General features: G+C 37.4%; 28 protein-coding genes. 11 read left to right on the forward strand and 17 right to left on the reverse strand.

Annotation, left to right across the window (positions count from 1 at the left end; all coding sequences use genetic code 11):
- Positions 1-2: 2 nt before the first annotated feature.
- From B9T10_RS03665 to B9T10_RS03700, 8 genes are all read right to left on the reverse strand, one after another.
- Positions 3-1,355 (reverse strand): DUF4055 domain-containing protein, encoded by a 1,353-nt coding sequence (locus tag B9T10_RS03665; RefSeq protein ID WP_094537851.1) that lies wholly within the window; start codon positions 1,353-1,355, stop codon positions 3-5.
- Positions 1,356-1,363: 8 nt separating this feature from the next.
- Positions 1,364-2,653, reverse strand: coding sequence for a terminase large subunit domain-containing protein (locus B9T10_RS03670; RefSeq protein WP_094537854.1), 1,290 nt, complete (start codon positions 2,651-2,653; stop codon positions 1,364-1,366).
- The gene (locus tag B9T10_RS03675; protein WP_094537855.1) at positions 2,619-3,092 is read right to left on the reverse strand and encodes a hypothetical protein; all 474 of its coding nucleotides are present in this window, start codon (positions 3,090-3,092) and stop codon (positions 2,619-2,621) included. Before B9T10_RS03675 ends, B9T10_RS03670 begins: the two co-directional genes overlap by 35 nt.
- Positions 3,093-3,101: 9 nt before the next feature.
- The gene (locus tag B9T10_RS03680; RefSeq protein ID WP_094537858.1) at positions 3,102-3,443 is read right to left on the reverse strand and encodes a hypothetical protein; all 342 of its coding nucleotides are present in this window, start codon (positions 3,441-3,443) and stop codon (positions 3,102-3,104) included.
- Between the two features lie 151 nt (positions 3,444-3,594).
- The gene (locus B9T10_RS03685; RefSeq protein ID WP_094537860.1) at positions 3,595-3,849 is read right to left on the reverse strand and encodes a hypothetical protein; all 255 of its coding nucleotides are present in this window, start codon (positions 3,847-3,849) and stop codon (positions 3,595-3,597) included.
- Positions 3,836-4,063 carry a DUF2644 domain-containing protein gene (locus B9T10_RS03690; protein WP_094537862.1) on the reverse strand — a complete coding sequence of 76 codons (228 nt, stop codon included), beginning with the start codon at positions 4,061-4,063 and terminating at the stop codon, positions 3,836-3,838. The genes B9T10_RS03685 and B9T10_RS03690 overlap by 14 nt, the downstream gene beginning before the upstream one ends.
- Before the next feature lie 86 nt (positions 4,064-4,149).
- Entirely contained in the window at positions 4,150-4,467 is a 318-nt protein-coding gene (locus B9T10_RS03695) for a hypothetical protein (protein ID WP_094492992.1), read from the reverse strand.
- A gap of 95 nt (positions 4,468-4,562) precedes the next feature.
- On the reverse strand, positions 4,563-5,054 hold the full coding sequence (locus B9T10_RS03700; RefSeq protein WP_094537865.1) for a M15 family metallopeptidase: 492 nt from the start codon (positions 5,052-5,054) through the stop codon (positions 4,563-4,565).
- A gap of 79 nt (positions 5,055-5,133) precedes the next feature.
- Here B9T10_RS03700 and B9T10_RS03705 point away from each other — a divergent pair, with 79 nt between their 5' ends.
- From B9T10_RS03705 to B9T10_RS03715, 3 genes are all read left to right on the forward strand, one after another.
- Complete coding sequence (locus tag B9T10_RS03705) at positions 5,134-5,313, forward strand: type II toxin-antitoxin system HicA family toxin (RefSeq protein ID WP_063454832.1); 180 nt, start codon at positions 5,134-5,136, stop codon at positions 5,311-5,313.
- 46 nt (positions 5,314-5,359) lie between these two features.
- A complete protein-coding gene (locus tag B9T10_RS03710) occupies positions 5,360-5,758 on the forward strand; it encodes a type II toxin-antitoxin system HicB family antitoxin (RefSeq protein ID WP_094537867.1) in 399 nt (132 codons plus the stop codon).
- Between the two features lie 166 nt (positions 5,759-5,924).
- The gene (locus tag B9T10_RS03715; protein WP_094537869.1) at positions 5,925-6,674 is read left to right on the forward strand and encodes a hypothetical protein; all 750 of its coding nucleotides are present in this window, start codon (positions 5,925-5,927) and stop codon (positions 6,672-6,674) included.
- Between the two features lie 442 nt (positions 6,675-7,116).
- Here B9T10_RS03715 and B9T10_RS03720 read toward each other — a convergent pair whose 3' ends face one another.
- Genes B9T10_RS03720 through B9T10_RS03760 form a run of 9 tightly spaced genes read right to left on the reverse strand, consistent with a single transcriptional unit; the run spans position 7,117 to position 11,048 of the window.
- A complete protein-coding gene (locus tag B9T10_RS03720; protein ID WP_063454838.1) occupies positions 7,117-7,593 on the reverse strand; it encodes a hypothetical protein in 477 nt (158 codons plus the stop codon).
- Entirely contained in the window at positions 7,594-8,025 is a 432-nt protein-coding gene (locus B9T10_RS03725) for a hypothetical protein (RefSeq protein ID WP_094537871.1), read from the reverse strand.
- A 6-nt stretch (positions 8,026-8,031) separates the two neighbouring features.
- Positions 8,032-8,319 (reverse strand): Ref family recombination enhancement nuclease, encoded by a 288-nt coding sequence (locus B9T10_RS03730; protein WP_094537873.1) that lies wholly within the window; start codon positions 8,317-8,319, stop codon positions 8,032-8,034.
- Between the two features lie 16 nt (positions 8,320-8,335).
- Positions 8,336-8,806 (reverse strand): NinB/YbcN family protein, encoded by a 471-nt coding sequence (locus B9T10_RS03735; protein WP_094491033.1) that lies wholly within the window; start codon positions 8,804-8,806, stop codon positions 8,336-8,338.
- Positions 8,799-9,068: a hypothetical protein gene (locus tag B9T10_RS03740; protein WP_094494166.1), complete on the reverse strand. Its 270-nt coding sequence runs from the start codon at positions 9,066-9,068 to the stop codon at positions 8,799-8,801. Before B9T10_RS03740 ends, B9T10_RS03735 begins: the two co-directional genes overlap by 8 nt.
- Before the next feature lie 34 nt (positions 9,069-9,102).
- Positions 9,103-9,606 (reverse strand): hypothetical protein, encoded by a 504-nt coding sequence (locus tag B9T10_RS03745; RefSeq protein ID WP_179220627.1) that lies wholly within the window; start codon positions 9,604-9,606, stop codon positions 9,103-9,105.
- Positions 9,587-10,477: a helix-turn-helix domain-containing protein gene (locus B9T10_RS03750; RefSeq protein WP_094537876.1), complete on the reverse strand. Its 891-nt coding sequence runs from the start codon at positions 10,475-10,477 to the stop codon at positions 9,587-9,589. Before B9T10_RS03750 ends, B9T10_RS03745 begins: the two co-directional genes overlap by 20 nt.
- A 49-nt stretch (positions 10,478-10,526) precedes the next feature.
- Positions 10,527-10,805 (reverse strand): hypothetical protein, encoded by a 279-nt coding sequence (locus B9T10_RS03755; RefSeq protein WP_094489602.1) that lies wholly within the window; start codon positions 10,803-10,805, stop codon positions 10,527-10,529.
- Positions 10,806-10,811: 6 nt separating this feature from the next.
- On the reverse strand, positions 10,812-11,048 hold the full coding sequence (locus B9T10_RS03760) for a transcriptional regulator (protein WP_094489603.1): 237 nt from the start codon (positions 11,046-11,048) through the stop codon (positions 10,812-10,814).
- A gap of 147 nt (positions 11,049-11,195) precedes the next feature.
- Between B9T10_RS03760 and B9T10_RS03765 the strand changes: the two genes are divergently transcribed.
- The 8 genes from B9T10_RS03765 to B9T10_RS03790 all read left to right on the forward strand — a co-directional run bounded on the left by B9T10_RS03765 (position 11,196) and on the right by B9T10_RS03790 (position 16,111).
- Positions 11,196-11,849, forward strand: a complete 654-nt coding sequence (locus tag B9T10_RS03765; protein ID WP_094489604.1) for a LexA family protein — start codon at positions 11,196-11,198, stop codon at positions 11,847-11,849.
- Between the two features lie 70 nt (positions 11,850-11,919).
- Complete coding sequence (locus B9T10_RS03770; protein ID WP_094537878.1) at positions 11,920-12,891, forward strand: BstA C-terminal domain-containing protein; 972 nt, start codon at positions 11,920-11,922, stop codon at positions 12,889-12,891.
- A 220-nt stretch (positions 12,892-13,111) separates the two neighbouring features.
- Entirely contained in the window at positions 13,112-13,315 is a 204-nt protein-coding gene (locus B9T10_RS03775) for a hypothetical protein (protein WP_063454798.1), read from the forward strand.
- 168 nt (positions 13,316-13,483) lie between these two features.
- Positions 13,484-13,636: a hypothetical protein gene (locus tag B9T10_RS10175; protein ID WP_158520518.1), complete on the forward strand. Its 153-nt coding sequence runs from the start codon at positions 13,484-13,486 to the stop codon at positions 13,634-13,636.
- Positions 13,637-13,638: 2 nt separating this feature from the next.
- Complete coding sequence (locus B9T10_RS10180) at positions 13,639-13,785, forward strand: hypothetical protein (RefSeq protein WP_179220628.1); 147 nt, start codon at positions 13,639-13,641, stop codon at positions 13,783-13,785.
- A 2-nt stretch (positions 13,786-13,787) separates the two neighbouring features.
- Positions 13,788-14,606 carry a DUF1351 domain-containing protein gene (locus tag B9T10_RS03780; protein WP_094537880.1) on the forward strand — a complete coding sequence of 273 codons (819 nt, stop codon included), beginning with the start codon at positions 13,788-13,790 and terminating at the stop codon, positions 14,604-14,606.
- Positions 14,599-15,429 (forward strand): RecT family recombinase, encoded by an 831-nt coding sequence (locus B9T10_RS03785; RefSeq protein WP_094537882.1) that lies wholly within the window; start codon positions 14,599-14,601, stop codon positions 15,427-15,429. The genes B9T10_RS03780 and B9T10_RS03785 overlap by 8 nt, the downstream gene beginning before the upstream one ends.
- A complete protein-coding gene (locus B9T10_RS03790; protein ID WP_094537884.1) occupies positions 15,419-16,111 on the forward strand; it encodes an MBL fold metallo-hydrolase in 693 nt (230 codons plus the stop codon). Before B9T10_RS03785 ends, B9T10_RS03790 begins: the two co-directional genes overlap by 11 nt.
- Positions 16,112-16,139: the final 28 nt, after the last annotated feature.

A 16,139-nucleotide genomic window follows, 5' to 3' on the forward strand; every position in this document is an offset into this window, starting at 1 on the left:
CATTAAGCCATTGGAGCGGCGATTTCACTAATTTGTTCTAATGCAATCTGTTCTTGTTCTTCTTCAAAGGTACGATTATCTGTAATGGCATTCCACGCCACCATTGCTTCAAAGACTGACTTCTTAGAGATAATTGCATGATTCACAGACTGAATGAGCTCGCTAATAGATATTTCTGATTCAATCGTTTTCTGTAAATTATCCGTGATATCTATCGAACCTGCATCGTCTAAACCTAGCCACAATCCAAATTTATCTAAGACATGATTCATAAAATCATTGAGCTTTAAGCTATATAACATCAACTCACTGACCTCTTTTTTACTTTCATTCTTAGTTTGGCTATCAGTCAATGCCATCTTAGTTCGCATGAGCAATTTTGAACCTGCAACAGCCATTTGCTCTTCTAGCTTATTCAATGCTTCTTGCCCCGCTTTAATCGCCGCACCTGAATGCTCAATGTAACTAGCATCGCCACCCAATGGTAAAAATAGTGCGCCTGCAATAATGAGTTCATCCTCGGAAGCTGGCTGATCAACACCCATCATTTTCAAAATGGGCATTCTTGCTTTACTGAGAATATTGTCTTGCTCTGATTGTGATTGCCAATGTTTAATATTCAACTCTGCTAAGTTAGAAAGCGGTGGTTTCTTAGCAAGTTTCAGTTCTTCTACAAATACATGGTCATAAGCTTTATTGCCCACTCTAATCTCGACATCTTTAACCAATGTCCAATCATTACCAGAAAGCTTTCTATAAAATCTAGTGCGTGCTGGTGTCATGAGAACAATTTCATCCTGATACTTAATCTCAAAATCATTGGTCTGTTCTTCATCAATCACAGTATGAATGTACTTAAATAACACAATACCGCCATTAGATTTGCGAATATCTAACACTTGATCAGGACTAACTTTAAACGCATATGGACGCGCATTTAAATTCTTCTCTTCTTCACGTGTTTTCGCTTGTTCTGTCAATGTGTAATCAATGACTACATACGATCTAGAATATCCCAATGACTCAAAAAAGACTGATTCAAAGATGCCACTCATACTTTTGCCAGAGCCATTAAAGTCTTCTACAAATTCGCGCACCTCATCATGAACATCATCTAATGCAAATTGCTTGTGGAAAACACGCCCCGCCATAGACTTAATCGTATCTTCAAAATATGGTGTCAATGTTGCGACAGCCAATCTCGCATTATAATCTTGCGCCGTTTCAGACTTGAACTTTGGCAAATATGTTTGCTTAGCGGCTCTCATTGCTTCAGTACCGCCCAATAAAGCCTGAATCGGCTTAATTTTCTCATGAAACTCTTTCATTTCATTGGAAATGCTATCTATTTTCATTACTACCCCTAGAATGGCATTGAAGAGTGTCTTAATTGACGTTTAACAATAGGAAATAATTTGATGATCGGATATGTACCTGCATCATTCACATGATCCACACCTGAGCTTTTATCAGGCTCTCCATGCTTGTCATAGACTTGCTGCTCTAATCCTTCTGTAAATTTTGGGCATCGATGTGTATTCACTAACAGGCGGCGCTTACCTTCACCATTCAATAACATTGCTTGCATCGCCATAATTCTGTCTTTGACCCTTGGGTTCGTCGTATCAACCACTAAAGTAAAACCCGCTTCTTTTAAAATGCTTAGATCAGAGTCACTGGCATTTTTAGAACTAGTGTTATGGCCACTAGCATCAGGATAAATTCGAATGGCGCGATTGGGATAACGCTCTTTAAGCAAATACGCCATCGTTGGTGTATCTCTGACTTCTGTTAATTCATCAATCGCTATTGGATTTCCATCACGTATCACATATACAACCGCAGCCATTTGTAAAACGTTAAAGTCCATACCAATATGCAATGGCTCACCTGATTTTAACTCTGCATCAGAATGATTTAATTTACGGTCAAAATTGCTATAAATCGTGCCACTCGTTAGATTGACAAAGCGGCCATTTAAATAAGCTTCGATTAGCTGTCTTGGATATGACTCATAAAGCGATTCTATATATCCATCAGGTAGATTCTTTTCATTGTCATATGTACTGGCTTGCACCAAGCCATATAATGCCTCTAGCTTTGGATTCTCTCGCACAGACTTAACAAATTGCTCATATACAAAATTGAAGCCTTCAGGTGTCGTTGTGACATCAATACCATTGCGCAAACCTTCCACTTTATATCTCATACGTGCGATGATCTTACGCCACGCTAAAGTGGCTTTATCTTGTTTCAAAATGTCGATTTCATCAACCATCGCATGGCCAATTTTAAATCCAACAATTGAAGATGGATTATCCATTGATCGACATATACAAACACCGCGATAGGTAGCCCCATTATAAAAATGAAGCTCCTTGTCCGATGTTTTAATATCTACAGATAAACCCCAATGAAATGCGACTTCCTCCATCGTTTGATAAAAGATGTCTCTAATTTGAGGGAATGTTGGCGCGAAATAACCCGCATTAATTTTCGGGTATTCCCACATATGCTTTGCAATGCCTGCGCAACCTACCCACGTTTTACCACTACCAAAGCCAGCGACAAATGCTTTAAACTTTTTATCTAACGCAATAAACTTGGCTTGTGGCACATTAAGTTTCGGGCTTATCGTCTTGCTTTCTTGCATCTTGAACATTTACAACAATTTTAACGGGTGTGGCATCTAACTCTTCACTAACCGCAACAGGCTTATCTCGCCATTTGTTTGGCTGTCTATTCTTGAGCCAAAATATCTGCGCCGTCGTATCTGGCATTGCTTCTTTTGTCGTTACAGTCTTTTTCATGCCTTGTTCAGACATTTCATTCTTGGTCTCTATATACTGATATCCAATGGCTCTTTGAAAAAGAGATTTAGCAACCAACGCATCGGCATCTAGCTTCCCTTTTTTTACGGACTCGCAAAATTCTTCATGCTCAAGTTTCCATCTGTTGATGGTTGATTCATCAACATTAAAGAAGCGTGCTAAATCTGCATCTGTTGCACCTAACAAACAATAATTAAAAGCGAGCTCACAATACTCATGCTTGTACTTAGTTGGACGACCAACTTTATTTTCAGCCGCCATAATTAATCCTTATTTACTTAACTGCCTTAGTTGTTGCTCGTGCTGTACGCTAGACTTCTCAAGTGATCCAAGACGCCCCAGCACTTCTTTATTCACGGTCTTGAGATCGAGCACATCATTTTTAAGCATATTAATTGTGATTGTGTTCGCACTGTCTTGAAGCTTGATCGCAATAATATCTTTGGTCAGCATGTCAAACTTATTATCAATGCTTTCAAGATGTTTAACACTTTGCCCGTAAACTTGGCTAAATACCCAAATGGCAAAGCTCAACAATGCACTGCCTAGAAAGCCAGCAACAACAGTTGTTTTGTTATGTAACCATGTTTCAAAATTGACTTTATTATCCATTAGCGGCTTCCTTATCTAGGCCGTAGGACGTTTACAATCTCTATCGTATTTAATAATGTGCGATAGAATCCATCTTTTTGTTTCCAATGTTAATTGATCTTTGCGACTGATAGAGCCGCGTTCCCACCCCGCACAATTAATCGCCGCGTAATCAATCTCGATATGCCTTACTTTGCTCGAGCATGCTGTCAATGTCATGCTCAGAAGTAATATTAATTTTGTCTTGATCATTTTTACTTTCTTGCTCTTTATTGTTAATGAATGTGAGCTCTTCATTCTTACTTTTATGCTGTTTAATCTCTAGATCCTGTTGCTGAATCTTACGGTTCTTCGATTGCAAAACAATATAAAGAAAAGCAATAATCACCCCTAATGCAGCAATGAATATATTTTTAATCTTTTTCATGATCTTTATCCTTGCGCATCGTCACTAATCCTTTTGATGTAGCTGTTAAGGTCGCCATGCTGGCAATAATAAATGCAAGTTCACTTGGTACATGCAAATCAAAAAACATTGCAGCAAAGAATCCACCACATAACGTAATCGCACTCATCATCTGAATAGTATTTGTCGTACTCAATCGCCCATTGTCATTTGTGAATAGTTCATTTACTTTCATAACAATCTAACTCATTGATTGCAATAACTTTTAAATAATAAAAAAGCGCATATTAATATGCGCCTCAAAAATAAAGCTGATATAGCCTATTTTTTATAACGGCTCTCAGCAACAATACTTATTCTCTTGAATAACCGTAAAAAATCCATAATATCTATCTCTATGGTTATCTTTCTAATATTGCTTGTATCTGGACCTACATAGAAACCAACAGCTACGTTCCCATCAGCAGATGACCCTGTAGGATGCATAAATAATTCATAGCCAAACAACAAATCACCATCATTCCATTGTTCACTATTCTTTACAAAATTATAAATACTATTTGTATCAGCATTATCAAGTGCTACTTCCCCTTTCCAATCGTCATATTGGGCAGCAGCCGTTAAATTAAGAATTGTCATAGATATGTCCTTATTTTGTTATTCGATTTTCTAATATAACAAAAATATAAGATATAGCTACCGCGTAACCCTGATTAGTAATATTACATATCAATTTAAAACTGTGGATATTTGACTGATACTGGCAACTCAAAATGTGGACCATCTGCAAAAGCTCTTTGGCCATTCTTCATGCGTGTATCAACATATTTTTGTTGTGCTTGCTTCGTTGTGCCTGTGATGTTTGCTAGGTTTTGATTCCATACACCACCCCAACGAATTGGGATATTCAATTCACTCGATGCTTGCTTTACTGCTTCAGCGATCTTGTAACAAGCCTCCCAATCCCATTTTAATTGGCCATTGATGTACGGCACCAAATCAACAGCATGAGCATAGCCATCTTTGCCTATTAAATGACGTGAACCATGCAATGTGGTTGATGTACCTTTCTGATAGTTCAACTTTTGTTGTGTAATCGTGCGAACACCTTCAAATACCGTAAAGTCTTGAGTTGTTAATTCAATCGCCCGATTTACTACTGCAACCAAATCAGGATGAACGCCAATGAGCTTGCTTTTTGATTTATTGCTTAATTTAAAATTCATAATACTTTGTGTGTGTAAATGTTGAAAATAATATCTTAGTGTGTAATAATACACACATGATTTAGAGGCAGAGGAGAAAATGAATAGCAAAGACTTGATTAAGATGATTGAAGAAGATGGGTGGTACTTAGTAGCAACAAAAGGTTCACACAATCAATTCAAACATCCAACCAAAACAGGAAGAGTAACAATTCCTCATCCTAAAAAAGACCTACCGAAAGGAACAGTCAAATCAATACTGAAACAAGCGGGCTTATAACCCGCCTTTTCAGGCTATTCAAATCTCACATAATGGAGAATGTAAAATGTTATTTCATTTAGTAGTACACAAAGACAACGACAGTGCGTACGGTGTAACTGTGCCAGCATTAGAAGGTTGTTTTTCTGCTGGCGATACATTAGAAGAGGCTGTAGCTAATTCTAAAGAAGCCATTTTGTTTCATTTGGAAGGTTTACTTGAAGATGGTTTAGAGCCTGTTGTACTCAATCCAACTTTAGATGAGTTAAGAACCAATCCTGATTATCAAGATGGCTTTCTTGTATCTGTAGATATTGATATATCGCAATACACCTTAAAGCCTGAACGATTTAATGTTAGCTGGTCTAAAAATATACTTAGGCAAGTGGATGTGTATGTTGCAAAAACTCATGATAACCGCTCAAATTTTCTCGCTAAAGCAGCAATCGAATATATGCGAAAATAACCTAATAAAAAGCCCCGATTATGGGGCTAATTAATAATTCCAAATCAAACATCAATATTAGTTAACATAGGCACTAGTATCAAACTTGCCTAATATTCATTTAAATTTTAATAAAATCTCACTGAAAATGTAAAAATTACCTACGTGTAATATTAGGATTAACGCCATGAATACAAAAGCTATTATTTTGATTCTTTCTACCATTAATTTTGCTTGTTCTGAAACCAACCTATCTTATGATGATAAGGAATTAGAGTTTAAAGAATATGCCAGAACATTTTTAAAGAAAGAAGGGCTTTCAGGCTGTATATCCTCATTGGTAGAAGATAAAGACCTTAAATTATTATTTAGCAAATCAAAATCATATTTTTTTAATCAAGGACTCTATACTAACAGTGAAGATATACGCGATATATACAGAGACAAGATATATCCATATATAAACAAAACTGTTGCTAAATATCCTAATACAGTTAATGATATCGAGAAAATCAACATCTGTCTGTCCATCTATCATAGTAAAGATTATCAATTACTTATTAACTCTTTTGATAGCTACATTTACTATGAACAAATGAATAATTTTTTCATATCCCCTGCCCATAAAAACACTAAGGCATCTTCTAAAGACCTAAATGACAGCCAATATAAAATGAGTCTTTGGGGCTTTCATGGCTGTTTAAGTAACAGCATAAAATATTCGGATATAAACACGAACATCATGAATGAATCTAAAAAAATACAATCTTCTATAAATTTTAAAAACGAGACTTATGCCCACATTGAAAGTCTATATAAGGACGCTATTGAAAAATATACCATCATCTCATCTTATGACAGTAAAGACTCTAGCCCAATAAGCCTTGGGTGTATCATTCTTTATGATACCAATACTATTAATAACGCCATCCCTTAATCACATTTCCTGCTATGGCAGATAGTCATAAAATATAGCTGACATAAAAAAAGACCGCCGCGGCGATCTTTCTAAGAATTTATTTCGATCAAAATCTGATAGGTACAATTTTTGACCATGGTGTTATATTAACATAAAAGTGCCAATTTGCAAAAAGTTATAAAACCTAGTCATGAAAAAAGCCTCTCCAATATCTATTGAAGAGGCTTCTTATAAAACTGCAAAGATTTATTTATGCTTAGTAGAGATAGCATCAGCTTTAAATATTAGGAAATTTTTGCTGCCTGTGTCAAGTGAGCCCATATACACCAATCAAAAAAATATAATGTAAACAATATTTGCAATTATTTTTCCTTTCGCTATATTTATAATTACTGCAATCAATATGATTTCTGTTTAATATAAACAGAGGTAAAAAGCCCCCATATCAGGGGGTTTTTATTTACCGAGAAAATAGTGTTGCAAATCTTAGAATTGCACGTTTTGAAGATCGTGTACTGATATTGAGTTGTAATCTCTCAATTACTTGCTGAATAGTTTCATTGTTCTGCCTGCCCATATATACCTCGTATAAGAATCTCGCATATCTTTTATCCGCTGCTGCCCCATCAAACATAGCTCTCATAACTTTAATTGTCTTCAATACTATTTCTGGTGCTTCTCTACACCCAATCGGCGGCATAGATCCTGTTGGCATTTTTGGCATATCCTGACCAGCTAATGGAGAATTTCCATAGCCTATACTCGTTAATCGCCACCTTGCCCATGCCTCCAAAGCATGATCAGCAAGCTTTAACATTTCTCTATTAGATTTTCTTTCTTCAACCTTTTGACGTTGCTGTTCAATAAATAATTCACTCTTTGGCGTGCGATACCCAACAACTTCTCCACCTTTTTTAATCACTCCATGCTCAATCACTTATTGTCTCCCATAAATTAGCATTGCGGCATCACGGCCATGTTCATTTGTTCTATTAGTCCAACCTGTAAACCTAATAAATTGTTCGTGTGATAATTTTGTGCGGTTATATTTAGGTGCGATCAATTCATAGGGAATTTGCTCACGCTGCAAAAACTCTTCCCACAATTCAGCATCTCGTTTAACACTGCCGACACCCATACGAGCGGCTTGCACTTTCTTCTCATCTGAACCAAACCATGTACGCAATCTTGGATCTTCCACATAAACTTTGAAGTCAATTTGATTATCTTGCTTATAACGTTCAAACAAGCTCTTTACAGCCATCACCGCATCCCAAAACCTATATGACTTAACCTCTGACAACTTGCCACCCAGTGATAAAGCAAAACCTGTTTTTTTACCCACATCAATTCCAATCATTACTTTCATCTTGAGTTATCCCTGATTAAGCAATTGGTTGACCTGTGCTAACAATTCACGCTCAGTACCATATTTACTTTCAAAAGCCTGTTTGCCCGCATGAAAAGCAATGCCATGCCCACCTGTTCGATGGTGAGCATGGCATAATGGAATCACTTCAAAGTTACTGGCTCTTTGCGACATTCCCTGTCCGTTTCTGACATGATGAATTTCTGCTGCTGTTCTTCCAAAACCTTCATTACGGCAGACAATACAACCTAAAGCGGCGACTTTTGCTAAATGTCTTTTTTCTTCTTTAGTCATCCATCTTCCTCACCGCTTATAATCCATCTCTTAAATTCAACCCGTATAAGCTTGGATCAGTTAAACAATGTTCCCATTCCCCTTGTTGCATCTCAGTTAAAGCTTGGGCAAATTCTTTAGTACTTAAAAGTCGACTAGAAGGCAAAAGACTTTGACCAAGTGCTTTACACGTGTATTCATACCCACGTAACTTCTCTATTTCCTTGATCAATTCATAAGCTTCAACGGCATCTTCATTATCGCTAGTGGCCATAATGGGCAAGAAGTATGCGTATTTACAACGCCCTGCTTCATATTCAATGCCAGCTTGTGTCATATTATGAATATCCTTAAACCACTTATGCATTAAGCGATTTTGCGCATGACTGCGATCTTCTTTGCGATTTGAAATATTAACCATAGGAACACCATCCTTAGACTGAATATCGCGAATATAAGCAATCACACGTTGCAAAATCGCATTGTTTTTCACGTAAAATCTAGCCATGTACTCTCCTCATAATTGCTGCGACACCGTTAAACAAATTTGACGCTTTTCCAGCCTTATAAAACACGGCGCTTGGGATATGTCCAACGCCATAGATTTCTTTTAATTTTGAGCCTATTTCGTGCGTTATATCGACATTAAAGACCCCATCTATACCGTCCAATTTATCTTTCAATACATCCGAACTATCAGAATCGTTTGTGAATATGATGATTGCATCTTTGATGTCTGATAATTGCTGTAAGCTTGTTACCTCTATCATTTTTGCCTCTACATACGTTTTTCAAAATCAATTATTAATTCGTTATTGGGGTATTTGCTGCAATGCGCATAAATTCAGTTAAGCTAAAGCCCTGCTTTGGCAACGGCTTGTGTTCAATCTCAACAGCAAATTCTGGCAATTGACCACCAGCATTCAAATGCTTCTCTAGTGCAGCAATGCCTTTTCGCACAAGCATTTCAGCCTTAGCTTGTGTAGCGCTTTGGATCTCACCACCAATCATGCTCATGATGAATAATGCTTCTCTACTTCGTTTGAGCCCCAATTGCTTCAATGCGGATTCCGATGACCAATAAACACACGTTTGATACATCACATCAAAATCAAAACGTTCATCTTTGCAGTACGCTAAAAACTCGGGTAACGTTGGCGGAAATGTTTTGCCACTTTGTGCCACTTTTTCTAATCCCATCATCACCTGTTTAGCCGTTAAACCTGATAATCCTGCTTTCCATGCCATATTTTCGCTAGCAATCTCACCAAATGAGTTAGTCCAAAGCTCACCGTACATTTGGCTCATAAACTCCCAGATTTGCTCGAGCGCCTGAATTCTGCGCTGCTCTTTGCGCTCTTGCTCTCTCATTTGCAATTCGTACTCGTTCAACGGCTGACAATTTACGGTTTGGATTGCTTGAATGGGTTGCATGATTAACTCCTTCTGCTACTGGACGATTGGCATATTTGTTTTCATAAACTTTGATGAAATTGTTTGGACGTAAAAACCAAGTGAAATCCATTACCCAGCCCTTAGATCCACCGCCTTTTAAAAATTCTGATTGATTGGCGATATCAATCGCCTCGAGAACTTGCTCAAGTGAAAATTCTTTAATGCGAGCTTTTAATAACTTTTCGCGTTGACTGCCTGAAACAATAGCTTTGATTTGAACAAAGCCAGAAGCGTTCCATTTGTCGATGATTTGCTGATGAGCATTTTCTGGTAGGTTATTACTACTACCACTACTAATAGGTTCAAAAGAGTGACTGGTTCTATGTGCAGCTCCTGCACTACCCCCTTGTGCAGCTCCTGCACTAGGTAGTGCAGCTCCTGCACTAGGTAGTGCATCTGTTGCACTAGGTAGTGAATCTCCTGCACTACCCTTTTTTGGTTCCTCAGCCAGTGGATGACCATCCAAAGTTAAGTAATAGATATTTGATTGCTTCTCATTGTTTTTAATGCGATTTTCAACACGCAAAAGACCCATTTCGACCAATGCGTCGATATGATTAATCACAGATCTTTTGCTAATTTCACATTGATCAGCAATATTTTGATGGCTTGGCCAACACTCACCAGTGTCACTCGCGTTATCGGCAAGCTTTAAAAGAACTAACTTCCGTAATGGATTACCAACTTTTATTTGCATTGCCTTGACCATTAACATCATGCTCATATGGACTACCCCTCAATCCATTTTTGATTATTGATATAAGAAATTAGTCTCATGATCTTCTCCCATGAGTTTTTTTCATTAACTCTTCTCTGATACGTTGAGCTTGCTTAGTACGCAAGAATTTCGGACAGATCCAGTATTCCTTGTATCGAACAACAGAACCCTGTGGATGAATCGTTACAAACTCGTCTTGAATGTGATATTCATAACGTTTTTCAGATACGCGAGAACGAAATGCGCCATAAGCAAATTGAACCATTGCTTGGCGATCACTTAATCTGTTACCGTTGAATAGATGCAACCAGATGTAATCTAAATTCGTAGCCATTAGAAATCACCCCTCTAAACCATCATTGGTAATGTTCTGTGGTTTTGAATTGAAATAATCAGTCCAAATTTCTTCTTTTGGAATGCCTGTAATATTTTCAATTTTGAAAGCGTGTTTTATAGGTGGAACTTTATATCCCCTAGCTTTCCAATGAAGTACTGCTGGTCGAGTAATGTCTAGTTTTTTAGCCAACTCTGTGGCTCCACCAGCCTTTTTAATAATCAAATCTATCATGTCGCTCATATGCAATCTCACACATATTTAAAACAGTGAAATTGTTACTTATGTAATTAATTTTGTCAATACTTATGTAATATTATTCGTTACTTTTGTATATTGCCTTGTGTTACAAAAGTAACTAAATTACATATTAATACAAGGAGATTTATTATGTTAAAAGATCGTTTATACCAAGCTAGAAAAGCAAAAAGATATTCTAGAGAAGCCCTAGCAGAAAAGGCAGGGGTTTCCACGTCGACTATTACATTCTTAGAAAACGGTCGTAATGAAAGCTCTAAGTTTTTAGTTGAGATCGCCAATGCACTAGATGTCTCAGCTGAATGGCTCAAAGGTGAAAATGTCAAAGATGTGACAGCTACACCGAAACTAGACTCCTCATTATCTGAGGCTCCAGATATAAAAGGTATGATCCCTGTTATATCTTGGGTCGCTGCTGGAAGTTGGTGCAATATAGAATCACTATTACCAGATGATGCTATTCGTTGGTTGCCATGTCCTGTAGGTCATAGTAAAAACACATACGCATTACGTGTATCTGGTATCAGTATGTATAATCCGAATGGCAAACCTAGCTTTGAAGATGGTGATATTATTTTTGTTGATCCTGAAAAATCAGCAGAGAATAAATCTTGCGTTGTTGTTCGTTTAGATGATGATATTACCGCGACCTTCAAACAATTAATTATTGAAAATGGTGAAAAATATCTACAACCACTAAATCCAAACTGGCCTGATAAGATCATCAAAGTAAATGGTAATGCAACCATTTGTGGCGTAGTTATTGGTAAGTGGGTGGATATGTAATCCCACGCCATCGCTGCGCCCACTGAGTCGCTAATTATATATATTATTTCAAATAAATTAGGAGGAAATTTTGTCTAATAAGAATAACCATACCCACAACCAAGAATCAATAAATAACAATATGTTAGACTCAAAAAATGGCGATTCACCCACACCCTACCAACTTGAACTTCTCCATGTTGAAACTCAAATAGAGTATGATGATATTGAAATGGGTGTGCTGGAAAGCGGCATACCGTATCTTTCTGAAAATGGACTAGCAAGAATGTGTGGTATAGATAGAAAGACTTTGCGAGAAATAAGTTTTGACTGGGGCGCGCAAAGACTAAAGCCTAGGGGTAAGGCTATTGATCAACTGCTAAAGATGTCCGGACGGGAGGTTGACACCTTATTTGTTAAAGCAGAATACCATGGGCATGAAGTGAATGCATATACCGAACCTGTATGTATGGCCATACTGGAATATTATGCTTTTGAATCAAGCGATCCAAAACCCCAGGCTTTAAAAGCCTATAGAAATCTTGCAAAGCTCGGGCTGGCTCAGCTTGTTTATAGTGCAACTGGATATAACCCAGAGCAGAGCATAATTAATAGCTGGAAACACTTTCATGATAGGGTTGATTTGACTCTAAATGCAGTTGAACACGGATATTTTAGTATATTTAATGAAATCGCTTCGATGATTGTTCCCATGATAAGAAATGGAATTATGATAAGCGATAAGGTCGTTCCAGATATATCTGTAGGTCAAGCATGGGGTAGGTTTTGGTTGGATAATGATATGGACAGTCAGTATGGTGTGAGAAAAAGATATTCTCATGAATACCCATTGTATTACCCTCAATCTAAAAGCAATCCACAAATGGCGTATTGCTACCCTAACGAAGCGCTTGGAATGTTTAGGAATTGGTTTGAAAGTACATATATCACATCCAAGCTTCCAAAGTATCTTTCAGGGCAAGTAAAAAAGGGCTTGGATAAAGATGTTTATCAGAAAGCACTAGAGTCTTTCAAAATCTCCACGGCAATCAATGAAAAATAAAGACTGCGAGCTAAATCAGGCCACCTTCGGGTGGTTTTTTATTACCCGAAATACATAAAATAACAATTACTCTATAAAAAAACCACCTCATAAGTAATTATTTTTGTTACATAAACGCACTAAAACTCAAAATAATTATATTAAATTGTTACATAAGTATTGACACATAATGTTACATAAGTAATAATTTATCTTGTAATAAGAAACAACGAGGTGAATTATGAAGTACCTAATAATTCCAGCCCTTACTGCCATAGCTTTTCACTTTGCCTTTGATGATGCCCTATTAAAGGACATCCAAACAGGCAAAAAACTACTGATCTGCAATGGCAAGCATGTTGCCCCAGAAATGGTAACTGGTTTCTCAGATGGAATTTGGTGGTTTCGCAATGGATACGCAAAAAATTGTGAGGTGAAGCAATGAATTTTGAAATACATCCGAATTATGGTGACCCGTACTATGACATCCCACAATGCGTTGAGTGTGGCGCAGATGTACCAGAGTACAGAGCCGAGATTGACGAGGAAGGCTACATAGAAAGATGCCTTTGCTCAGAGTGTAAAAAACTTTATGAGTAATCAAGGAAATATCATGATCAAAATCAAAAACATCACCAACGACGGTAAAACAACAACATTTGATATCTACAAAGTTATTAATGGCAAAGAGGTCTATCAATCAACGGATACGCTCTACAAAGTTTTTAGAACTGAGCGTTCAATTCTGAAGGCATTGGGGTACTAATCATGATTGAAACGTATAAAGCCACACAAAGAGAGCGTAAAGAGATGGCAGAACAAGCAACTGACAACTGTGCGAAAACATATTTAACAACGATCGCTGACACCCTTGGCGATGTTATCGAAGATTTAGAAGCTTTATTAGGGGATTAGTTATGAATGAAGCATTAAGTCAAAACTTGCCCACAATTGCGCAGAAGCCAATTATTGAGTACTCAAAGCTTGAATGTATTGGTGAATTAGTTAAAGAAAAAATTGCTAGCATTGGCATTGATAGCATCGAAGCAACAGAGGCTAATCTATCTGTTTTGAAATCAATAAGGGCGGCATTAAATAATCAATTCAAAGACTTTGAAGATCGTCGCAAGTTTATCAAAGACACTGTTTTGAAGCCGTATGAAGATTTTGAAGCGCAATATAAATCATTCATCACTATTAACTTCAAAAATGCTGACGACCAATTGAAGAGCAAGATCACAACAGTTGAGTCAGGCATTTTAAACGAGAAAATCGATGGCTTAAAAGCGTTCTTTTCTGAGAATAATCCATTTGATTTTGTGAAGTTTGAGCAACTTGGATTGAAAATCACCAGATCAGCAAGCGATAAATCAATCAAAGAGCAAATTGGCGCTCGCATCAATCAAATTAGCTCTGATATTGGGACAATTAAGACATTACAGCACAAAGAGCGTGTATTAGCTCAATATCAAATGAGCTTAGATTTAAACGCTGCCATCTCTTCAGTAAACATTGCAATTGAGCGAGAAAATCAGATTGAGGCAGCTGAAAAAGAAAAGGAAGTCATTCAGCAAGAAGCACCAAAAGCACCACCAGTAATTGAAGAACCTAAAGAAGCTACCGAAGTCGTTGCAGATACTGAGCTTTATAAGACTTCATTCAAAATCATTGCAACAAAACAACAGATTAGAGATTTAAAACAATTCATGGAAGAAAGAGGTATTAGATATGAGTAATCAAGTGCAAAACACACCAGAGGTACAAGGTGAAGAGAGATTAAAAGGCGTTTTAAGCGGAATGATTAAAAAAAGTATTTCCGTATTTCCTGAAGGTGTGAACGCAGAGTTATTAAAAATAAATGCCTTGGTTCACATAGAGCGCAATCCATCATTGTTGGAGATTGCGAAAATTGAACCTGTCAGAATCGCTCAAATTGTCTATAACTTTATTGCGCTTGGTTTGGATATGCTTAATCGCGAGTGCTACATCGTTCCTTTCATTAAAAACAGAGGACGCGCTGATCAGCAGATTGAGCTAACGATATTAAAGGATTACAGAGGTGAAATTAAATTAGCCCGTAAATATAGCGTTGATCCAATTCGTGAGATTTTCGCGCGAGTTGTGTATGAGAATGATCAATATCACTTCAATGAGTTGGGTCACTTTGTACACACCTTTGATCCATTTGATGTGGATCGTGGTGCCAAAAAGGGGGCATATTGCACAGTCGTTTACAAAAGCGGTGTGCAACAAACCGAATTTGTGAACGTTGAAGAAATCAACAAGATCAAAAGCGTTTCGAAGTCTGCCGGATATCCAAATTCACCATGGAACCGATGGGAAGATGAAATGTGGCGAAAAACTGCAATCAGAAAAGCAATGAAAAATATCTCGTTAGACTTTGGTAGCAGTGAAGCTGCGCGTGCTTATGGGGATACTGATACAGATGTTGATTTCAGTAGTACACCATCAACCCTGCCGCAAATCAAAGCGCAAAATGATGCCTTTGAAAATGTAGTTGAGTCAGAAGCCAAAGAGGTTAATTTCAATGACATTTAAAGTGATTGAAACGGGAAGCAGCGGCAACTGCTTCCTCTTTGGGAAGCTCATGATCGATTGCGGATTGCCATATTCAAAAATCAAAGATCATGTAAAGCCAAACGTGCTATTGACTCACTGTCACGGCGATCATTTCAACAATAGCACTATTAGAAAGCTCTCAACTAATCATGATGTGACGTTCTATGCCCTGCCTTATTTGTGCGAAAGACTTCAAACGATTGGTATTGATAATTTTGTGGCTATTGAGGCTGGTAAGGTTTATCAGGTTGGCGATTACATGGTTAGCCCTGTTACTGCTTATCACGATGTTGAGAATGTTGGTTATCGAATCATGTACAAAAGCATTAAGCATTTTCACATTACTGACACAGTTACACTAGAAGGCATTACGGCACGAAACTATACCAGCGCAAGCATTGAGTGCAATCATTGTGAAATTGCAGCATTGCAGCTGATAGAAACAGCTAGACAGAATGGCGAGTTTACCCACATGACTAGAGCAATGAATACACACTTAAGCGTACAGAAAGCCATTGAATTCATTTTAGAAAATGACATCAAAAACATGACACCCATTCATATTGGCATATCCACAAAGGATCAAGTTATGTACGCGCTTAATCAGATCAGAAACAAAGTGAATATTGAAGAGGAGGCTCTTAAAAATGAAATCCATTAAAGAATTAGAGATCTTACGACACAAACTT

It is taken from the genome of Wohlfahrtiimonas chitiniclastica (assembly GCF_002252325.1).
Taxonomy (GTDB): Bacteria; Pseudomonadota; Gammaproteobacteria; order Cardiobacteriales; family Wohlfahrtiimonadaceae; genus Wohlfahrtiimonas; species Wohlfahrtiimonas chitiniclastica.

Coding starts and splice junctions, on each gene's coding strand:
- B9T10_RS03670 (WP_094537854.1), bottom strand. CDS start 2,653: ATGCAAGAAAGCAAGACGATAAGCCCGAAACTTAATGTGCCACAAGCC.
- B9T10_RS10180 (WP_179220628.1), top strand. CDS start 13,639: ATGATTGAAACGTATAAAGCCACACAAAGAGAGCGTAAAGAGATGGCA.
- B9T10_RS03745 (WP_179220627.1), bottom strand. CDS start 9,606: ATGAGCCAAATGTACGGTGAGCTTTGGACTAACTCATTTGGTGAGATT.
- B9T10_RS03695 (WP_094492992.1), bottom strand. CDS start 4,467: ATGACAATTCTTAATTTAACGGCTGCTGCCCAATATGACGATTGGAAA.
- B9T10_RS03665 (WP_094537851.1), bottom strand. CDS start 1,355: ATGAAAATAGATAGCATTTCCAATGAAATGAAAGAGTTTCATGAGAAA.
- B9T10_RS03765 (WP_094489604.1), top strand. CDS start 11,196: ATGTTAAAAGATCGTTTATACCAAGCTAGAAAAGCAAAAAGATATTCT.
- B9T10_RS03675 (WP_094537855.1), bottom strand. CDS start 3,092: ATGGCGGCTGAAAATAAAGTTGGTCGTCCAACTAAGTACAAGCATGAG.
- B9T10_RS03715 (WP_094537869.1), top strand. CDS start 5,925: ATGAATACAAAAGCTATTATTTTGATTCTTTCTACCATTAATTTTGCT.
- B9T10_RS10175 (WP_158520518.1), top strand. CDS start 13,484: ATGATCAAAATCAAAAACATCACCAACGACGGTAAAACAACAACATTT.
- B9T10_RS03685 (WP_094537860.1), bottom strand. CDS start 3,849: ATGAAAAAGATTAAAAATATATTCATTGCTGCATTAGGGGTGATTATT.
- B9T10_RS03690 (WP_094537862.1), bottom strand. CDS start 4,063: ATGAAAGTAAATGAACTATTCACAAATGACAATGGGCGATTGAGTACG.
- B9T10_RS03680 (WP_094537858.1), bottom strand. CDS start 3,443: ATGGATAATAAAGTCAATTTTGAAACATGGTTACATAACAAAACAACT.
- B9T10_RS03750 (WP_094537876.1), bottom strand. CDS start 10,477: ATGAGCATGATGTTAATGGTCAAGGCAATGCAAATAAAAGTTGGTAAT.
- B9T10_RS03755 (WP_094489602.1), bottom strand. CDS start 10,805: ATGGCTACGAATTTAGATTACATCTGGTTGCATCTATTCAACGGTAAC.
- B9T10_RS03780 (WP_094537880.1), top strand. CDS start 13,788: ATGAATGAAGCATTAAGTCAAAACTTGCCCACAATTGCGCAGAAGCCA.
- B9T10_RS03705 (WP_063454832.1), top strand. CDS start 5,134: ATGAATAGCAAAGACTTGATTAAGATGATTGAAGAAGATGGGTGGTAC.
- B9T10_RS03785 (WP_094537882.1), top strand. CDS start 14,599: ATGAGTAATCAAGTGCAAAACACACCAGAGGTACAAGGTGAAGAGAGA.
- B9T10_RS03740 (WP_094494166.1), bottom strand. CDS start 9,068: ATGATAGAGGTAACAAGCTTACAGCAATTATCAGACATCAAAGATGCA.
- B9T10_RS03790 (WP_094537884.1), top strand. CDS start 15,419: ATGACATTTAAAGTGATTGAAACGGGAAGCAGCGGCAACTGCTTCCTC.
- B9T10_RS03710 (WP_094537867.1), top strand. CDS start 5,360: ATGTTATTTCATTTAGTAGTACACAAAGACAACGACAGTGCGTACGGT.
- B9T10_RS03760 (WP_094489603.1), bottom strand. CDS start 11,048: ATGAGCGACATGATAGATTTGATTATTAAAAAGGCTGGTGGAGCCACA.
- B9T10_RS03735 (WP_094491033.1), bottom strand. CDS start 8,806: ATGGCTAGATTTTACGTGAAAAACAATGCGATTTTGCAACGTGTGATT.
- B9T10_RS03775 (WP_063454798.1), top strand. CDS start 13,112: ATGAAGTACCTAATAATTCCAGCCCTTACTGCCATAGCTTTTCACTTT.
- B9T10_RS03700 (WP_094537865.1), bottom strand. CDS start 5,054: ATGAATTTTAAATTAAGCAATAAATCAAAAAGCAAGCTCATTGGCGTT.
- B9T10_RS03725 (WP_094537871.1), bottom strand. CDS start 8,025: ATGAAAGTAATGATTGGAATTGATGTGGGTAAAAAAACAGGTTTTGCT.
- B9T10_RS03730 (WP_094537873.1), bottom strand. CDS start 8,319: ATGACTAAAGAAGAAAAAAGACATTTAGCAAAAGTCGCCGCTTTAGGT.